At 58.3% G+C, this 6,543-nt stretch carries 6 protein-coding genes; all 6 read right to left on the reverse strand.

From position 1 onward, the window contains the following. Positions 1-14 precede the first annotated feature (14 nt). Complete coding sequence (gene gyrB / locus RMN95_RS00465) at positions 15-2,069, reverse strand: DNA topoisomerase (ATP-hydrolyzing) subunit B (protein WP_309615012.1); 2,055 nt, start codon at positions 2,067-2,069, stop codon at positions 15-17. 165 nt (positions 2,070-2,234) lie between these two features. After that, positions 2,235-2,801, reverse strand: coding sequence for a DciA family protein (locus RMN95_RS00470; protein ID WP_309615013.1), 567 nt, complete (start codon positions 2,799-2,801; stop codon positions 2,235-2,237). After that, positions 2,791-3,948, reverse strand: coding sequence for a DNA replication/repair protein RecF (gene recF, locus RMN95_RS00475; protein ID WP_309615014.1), 1,158 nt, complete (start codon positions 3,946-3,948; stop codon positions 2,791-2,793). The genes RMN95_RS00470 and recF overlap by 11 nt, the downstream gene beginning before the upstream one ends. 14 nt (positions 3,949-3,962) lie before the next feature. Further along, a complete protein-coding gene (gnd, locus tag RMN95_RS00480; RefSeq protein WP_309615015.1) occupies positions 3,963-4,847 on the reverse strand; it encodes a phosphogluconate dehydrogenase (NAD(+)-dependent, decarboxylating) in 885 nt (294 codons plus the stop codon). Between the two features lie 28 nt (positions 4,848-4,875). Next, a complete protein-coding gene (gene dnaN, locus RMN95_RS00485; RefSeq protein WP_309615016.1) occupies positions 4,876-6,021 on the reverse strand; it encodes a DNA polymerase III subunit beta in 1,146 nt (381 codons plus the stop codon). A 332-nt stretch (positions 6,022-6,353) separates the two neighbouring features. Next, a partial coding sequence (locus RMN95_RS00490; protein ID WP_309615017.1) for a helix-turn-helix domain-containing protein occupies positions 6,354-6,543 on the reverse strand: 190 nt, incomplete at its 5' end.

Here is a 6,543-nt window from a genome sequence, read left to right on the forward strand (position 1 = left end):
AAGAATTGAGAGGTCTAGATGTCGAGAAAGCGGACGTCTTTGGCGTTGCGCTGGATAAAGTTTCGCCGCGACTCTACGTCCTCACCCATAAGGGTCGAGAAGATCTCATCGGCAGCAGCGGCGTCATCCAGGGTCACCTGCAACAGGGTGCGAGTGGCGGGATCCATTGTTGTCTCCCATAGTTCCTTGTAGTCCATCTCACCCAGACCCTTATAGCGCTGGATCCCGTTGTCTTTCGGCATGCGCCTGCCGGAGGCCAGCCCCAGTTCGACCAGAGCATCTCGCTCGCGGTCGCTGTAGACATATTCATGCTGTGCGTTGCTCCACTTAAGTCGGTAGAGCGGGGGCTGCGCCAGATAGACGTAACCCAGATCGATGAGTGGGCGCATGTACCGAAATAACAGCGTCAGCAATAGCGTGGTGATGTGCTGGCCATCGACGTCGGCATCAGCCATCAGCACGATCTTGTGGTATCTGGCCTTGGTGGGGTCGAAGTCCTCTCCCACGCCGGCGCCGAATGCGGTGATCATGGCCTGGACCTCCGCGTTACCGAGAGCGCGATCGAGTCGTGCTTTCTCCACGTTCAGGATCTTGCCGCGAAGTGGGAGGATTGCCTGGAATTCGGGATTTCGGCCCTGTACCGCCGAACCGCCTGCGGAATCACCCTCGACCATGAAGATCTCAGAGAGGCTAGGGTCCTTGCTCGAGCAGTCACGCAGTTTGCCGGGCATCCCGCTCGACTCGAGAAGCCCCTTACGGCGGGTCTGCTCGCGAGCCTTGCGGGCGGCGATGCGGGCCTGGGAGGCCTGGATCGCTTTGCGGATGACATCGCGCGCCTGCGTCGGGTTGCGATCGAACCAGTCACCGAGCTGCTGGCCAGCGAGGCGCTGCACGAAAGCCTTTGCTTCGGTGTTACCGAGTTTGGTTTTGGTCTGGCCCTCGAACTGCGGTTCGGCAAGTTTTACGGAGATGACCGCGGTAAGACCCTCACGCACATCGTCCCCCGAAAGATTCTCATCCTTCTCCTTGATGATGTTCTTCTCGCGAGCGTAGCGGTTCACGAGTGTGGTCAGGGCAGCGCGGAATCCCTCTTCGTGAGTTCCACCCTCGTGCGTGTTGATGGTGTTGGCGTAGGTGTGAACGCTCTCGGTGTAGCCGTTCGTCCACTGCATCGCCACTTCGAGCGAGATCTTTTTTTCCGTGTCTTCGGACTCGAACGCAATCACATCCGGGTGGATCAGATCGTTCTTCTTGGTCTTGTTCAGGTACTCCACGTAGTCGACCAGTCCGCGTTCGTACATGTAGCTCTCCGACACTTCCTCCTCACCGCGCTCATCGGTGATGGTCAGGCGCAGGCCCTTGTTGAGGAATGCCATCTGCTGAAAACGGGCACGGAGGGTCTCATACTCGAACTCAACAGTCTCGAACGTCTCCTTGCTGGGCCAGAAGGTCTGCTGGGTTCCCGTCTCCGTCGACGATTCTCCCTTTTTCAGGTCGCCTGTCGGCACGCCATCCTTGAAACTCATGCGCCACACGTGACCCTGGCGACGCACCTCGGTATCGACCTCGCTTGAGAGGGCGTTAACCACGGAGATGCCTACGCCGTGAAGTCCGCCCGAGACGGCATACCCGCCCCCACCGAACTTTCCGCCAGCGTGCAAAATCGTCATCACGACCTCGACGGTCGACTTCTGCTCCTGCTGGTTCATGTCGACCGGGATACCACGGCCATTGTCGCGTACTCGAACCGAGCCATCCGCCCGGATCCAGATGTCGATGTTGTCGCAGTAACCAGCCAGCGCCTCGTCCACCGAATTGTCGACCACTTCGTAGACGAGGTGGTGAAGCCCCCGGGGGCCGGTCGAGCCAATGTACATACCGGGGCGCTTCCGTACAGCCTCAAGCCCTTCTAAAATCTGGATCTGGTCAGCGCCGTAGCTGTCTGCCGCGACATGTCCATTCGAGATGACCCCGTGCGCAGACGCGTCGTCGGCGAGATCGGGTGTCGGAGTGGACGAAACGGGTAGGTCAATCGGGAGTCCGCCATTGCCGCGCGCGCTGTCTGTCATCTGAAATTGGGCTCCTGCCGATTCGGTGCTCGCCATCCGGGGTAGGGATCTCCACAGGGGAAGGGCTCCCGACGGCCATCCCAAGTCTACCAAAGTGAAGATCCCACAGGGGGCCGTTCCGTGATCTGGGGACTTTTCGTGTGTAGGGTGACCAGTTTTGCCCTGCTACCCGTAGGTATCGCGTGGACCCCGGCCTGGAATTGATCTGGGGCCGCGTTTCCAGGAGGGGGCGTTGGGGCCTTCGAACCTAATCGAGTCGATTCCGGCATCCGGAAATTTGGCTGCGATCGTGGTGGTGATTTGGGACCTCATCAGCCTCAACTGGGTTGCCCACGCGGTGGAGTCGCATTTCACCGTCAAGAGACCTTCGACAATGCCCGCGGGAGTGGAATGCTCTGCCGTCTCTGTGCCGACTATGCCGGGCCACGACGCCAGCAGGTCGGATCGTGCGAGCGGGGAAGTCCATCCCATTTTCGAAGCCAGGCCATCAATCACGTCCCCGATGCCGTGAGGGTCACGACCGTCACCGAAGGGCACACTTGCGCCCTCCCTTTTATTCTTTTTCCGTTTGCGTGCGGTCGCCGATCGGGTGGCCGGGTCACCAAAAATCTGCCGAAAGCGCAGGTAGACGGCGACATGCTCATCGCGGCCGCTGCCGACGGCACGATCGTCCCCGTCGCTATCGCCTCGTTCACCATCAACTCGTTCGTCGAGAGCATCATCACGAGTCATCTGTGACCACTCGCCCCGCCACTATGCGAACTATGTTTCCTGCGAGCGATTCGGGGACATCGTCAAATACTGCCGCGGTGATAAGCACTTGCTCGAAATTGCCCACAGCGGCAGCCAGGCGGCCTCGGCGCGATTCGTCGAGCTCAGCAAAAACATCATCAAGAATGAGTACCGGATCTCCCGTGGAGGATTCGCGCCGGAGCACAGCGGCTGAGGCCAGCTTCAAGGCGAGCGCGAAAGACCATGACTCACCATGGCTCGCGTACCCTCGAGCGGGCATACCGTTCAGTTCGAGCACCACATCATCACGGTGCGGGCCCGCAAGGGTGATGGCCCGATCTAGCTCCAAGCGTCTCAGACGCACCAGGGCACCACGAAAACCCTCCGTGACTACGGACAACAGAAGTGGACCCGACCTAGTCGCCTCGCTATCTCCCGGACCATCAGTGTGGCTGGCGGCGAAAATGCTGAGCTGGCTCGACAGGCGTGCCCCGTGATCTGACCCAACTATCGTCGAATAAGCGGACGATACTTCGGGCCCAAGTTCATCTACAAGCCCGCTGCGGGCCATGATGATCTCGGAGCCCAGGATGACAAGCCGTTCATCCCAGATATCGAGGGTCGATAGGTCACCGCGCGCACCACGAGCTGACTTGAGAAGGGTGTTGCGTTGGCGCAGCACCCGCTCGTAGTCGGCTATGACGGCACTCATCCTGGGTGTTCTCAAAACCAGCAGCTCGTCCATGAATCGGCGGCGACCTGATGGATCGCCGCGCACGAGGGCGAGATCTTCAGGGGCAAAAAGTACGCTCGAGAAGTACCGCGACAATTCGCGCGTCTTAATCGCCGAGCGGTTAATCTGGGCGCGGTTGGTGCCAGATCGATTCAGTTGGACCTCCGCGAGAACCTCACGCTGCCCATGCACAAGACGGGCGCGGACCACCGCGGAATCCTGTCCTTGCCGGATCATCGCATGATCACTCGACACCCGATGGGATCCCAGAGTGCTCAGATATCCCAACGACTCGACAAGGTTTGTTTTACCCTGCCCGTTGCTGCCCACGAACAGATTTGCTCCTGGCTGGAGGTCGACGTCGAGATTCTCGTAGTTCCTGAAGTCAGTGAGGGTGAGATGGGTGACGATCACGAGTGGACGGCGATTCAGCTCTTGCGTACAGCGTGGCCACCAAACTGGTTGCGAAGCGCAGCAACGGCCTTCATGGAGGCCGAATCTTTCTGACGCGACACAAACCGGGCGAAAATTGCCGCGCTGATGGTTGGCACGGCCACGCCGCGGTCGAGGGCGTCATGAACTGTCCAGCGACCCTCGCCTGAATCTTCCACGTAGCCACTGATGTGTTGGAATTCGGGATCTTCCTCCAGCGCCTTCACGAGCAGCTCAAGTAGCCACGATCGCACTACGGTGCCGCGCTGCCAGGCCTTCAATGAGCCAGTGACGTCGGTAACGAGGTCTTTGCGACTTTCCAGCAATTCGTATCCCTCGGCCCACGCCTGCATAAGGGCATACTCGATGCCGTTATGGACCATCTTCACGTAGTGTCCAGCGCCGATAGGGCCCGCATGCACGAAGCCTTCGTCTCGTGGGCCATCCGGACGCAGGGCATCAAATACCGGCATCGCCAGCTCGATATCGGCCGGCTCTCCACCCGCCATGAGCCCGTAACCGTTGCGCAAGCCCCAAATTCCTCCGGACACTCCTACGTCGAGGAACCGGATGCGCCTCTCTGCGAGAAAGGATCCGTGCAACTCGTCTTCGGTGTACCGCGAGTTTCCTCCGTCGATGACCAGGTCATCCGGGCTAAGAACATCGGCCACGCTACGGATCACGTCATCCGTAATCCTGCCAGACGGCACCATAACCCAAATCACTCTTGGCGTGGGAAGCGCGGAAACAAGCTCAATGAGGCTTCCGACATCGCTCACCTCGGCGTTGGGGTCGTATCCGGTTACCGACACACCTCTGGAGCGCAGTCGCTCGCGCATGCTGTTGCCCATTTTTCCCAGGCCGATGATGCCAATGTGCATCGTGACACTCCTCAGGAGCAGTTAGTCGCTATCGCAGTAACAAGTTGGGTTGAAGTAGGTACTTATAGTTGTCCGCGCCAGGCTGGTCCTTCGATGACTGGCTGGTGATCAACACCGGGCCCGGCTTATTGGGGTTATCCGTCTTAGTGAAGGAAATACGAACGAATTCTGAATGCACCGACGTAAGGCCATCGAGCAGGAATTGCGGCTTCAACGACACCACGGTGTCGGTTCCCGTAAGAAAGGCATCAATGGACTCGGATGCCTGCGCCTGCTCTGACCCAATCGCTTCGAGGGTAACGCCCTCGCTTGAGAAGGTGAACCTAAGCGCGGCTTCGCGCTCGAGAACGAGAGATACTCGGCGCACCGCCTCGATGAGTTCGGCGGTGTTGATTACGGCGAAGTTGTCAACAGAGTCAGGAAAAAGCCGACGCACCGGTGGGAAATTTCCCTTGATCAACAACGACGTAACTGTTTTCTTGTCTGCCTGGAATGCAATCAGTTCACGATCATCGGAGCTGGTTATTGCCACGGATATATTCCCGCTGTGGCCAAAGGTCTTGCCGATCTCTACCAAGGTACGAGCCGGCACCAGCGCGGTGGCAGTTTCCACGCCAGAGTTGCCCGCGTCCCACGCGATTTCGCGAACGGCTACCCGATACCGATCGGTCGCAACCAGGGAAACACTGTTTTCGGAGACTTCCAATTGCACACCGGTGATAACGGGCGTCACGTCATCACGAGATGCAGCAACGGCAACCTGGGCGATGGCGGCGGAAAAGTCCTCGGCCCTCAAAACCCCCGCTCGGTCCGACACCTGCGGGAGGGTCGGGTATTCCTCAACGGGCATGCTGAGCAGTGTGAAGTGACCGGCACCGCAGGCGACAGTAATGCGGCCATCCTGTGTGGTGAAAGTAACGGGCGCGTTCGGGAGCCTGCTAGCGATGTCCGCAAGGAGCCTGCCTGACACCAGTATTCGGCCTGGCTCATCGACCTTCGCACTGATTTCAGTTCTAGCCGACACCTCGTAATCGAAGGATGACAACACGAGCCCGTCGCCAGCAGCTTCAATGAGCACGCCACTCAGGATCGGGAGGGTCGTTCGCTGCGGTAAAAGTTTTACGGCGAATGAGACAGCATCACTGAACACATCGCGATTGACCTGGAACTTCATGTAGTTCGCTCCTCACGCGTCAGTGGTCTGGCCGGTTAATACTGGCACAGGCTGCAGTAGCTCTGACCATAGGTTGACTCCCTGCCCAATACTTCTTTATAAAGAACAACATTGTTAACCACTGTGAAGTCTGTGCATAACTGAGTGAAAATGTGTCATTGAGCGGAAACTACAACCGTGTGAGTTGTGCACTGATCACTGTGTTAACTCATGATCACGCACGCTTACCCGGAACCACTGGCGTGTGAACTCCACAGGGGTAATTTTTGTATCAACAGGCACCGCGGCGCGTCGAGGTACTTATCCACAGGTCTTTCACACGGTGTGGAAACTCAGGATTTGTACCGGTGGTTTTGTTTGATGCGACTGGTCAGTTCGGTAACCTGGTTGTAAATTGACCTTCGCTCCTTCATCAGCTCTGTGATCTTCTTATTTGCGTACATGACAGTGGTGTGGTCACGGTTTCCGAAAAGCTGCCCAATTTTCGGGAGGGACAGATTCGTCATCTCACGACACAGGTAC

Source organism: Salinibacterium sp. (assembly GCF_031364185.1).
Lineage (GTDB): Bacteria > Actinomycetota > Actinomycetes > Actinomycetales > Microbacteriaceae > Rhodoglobus.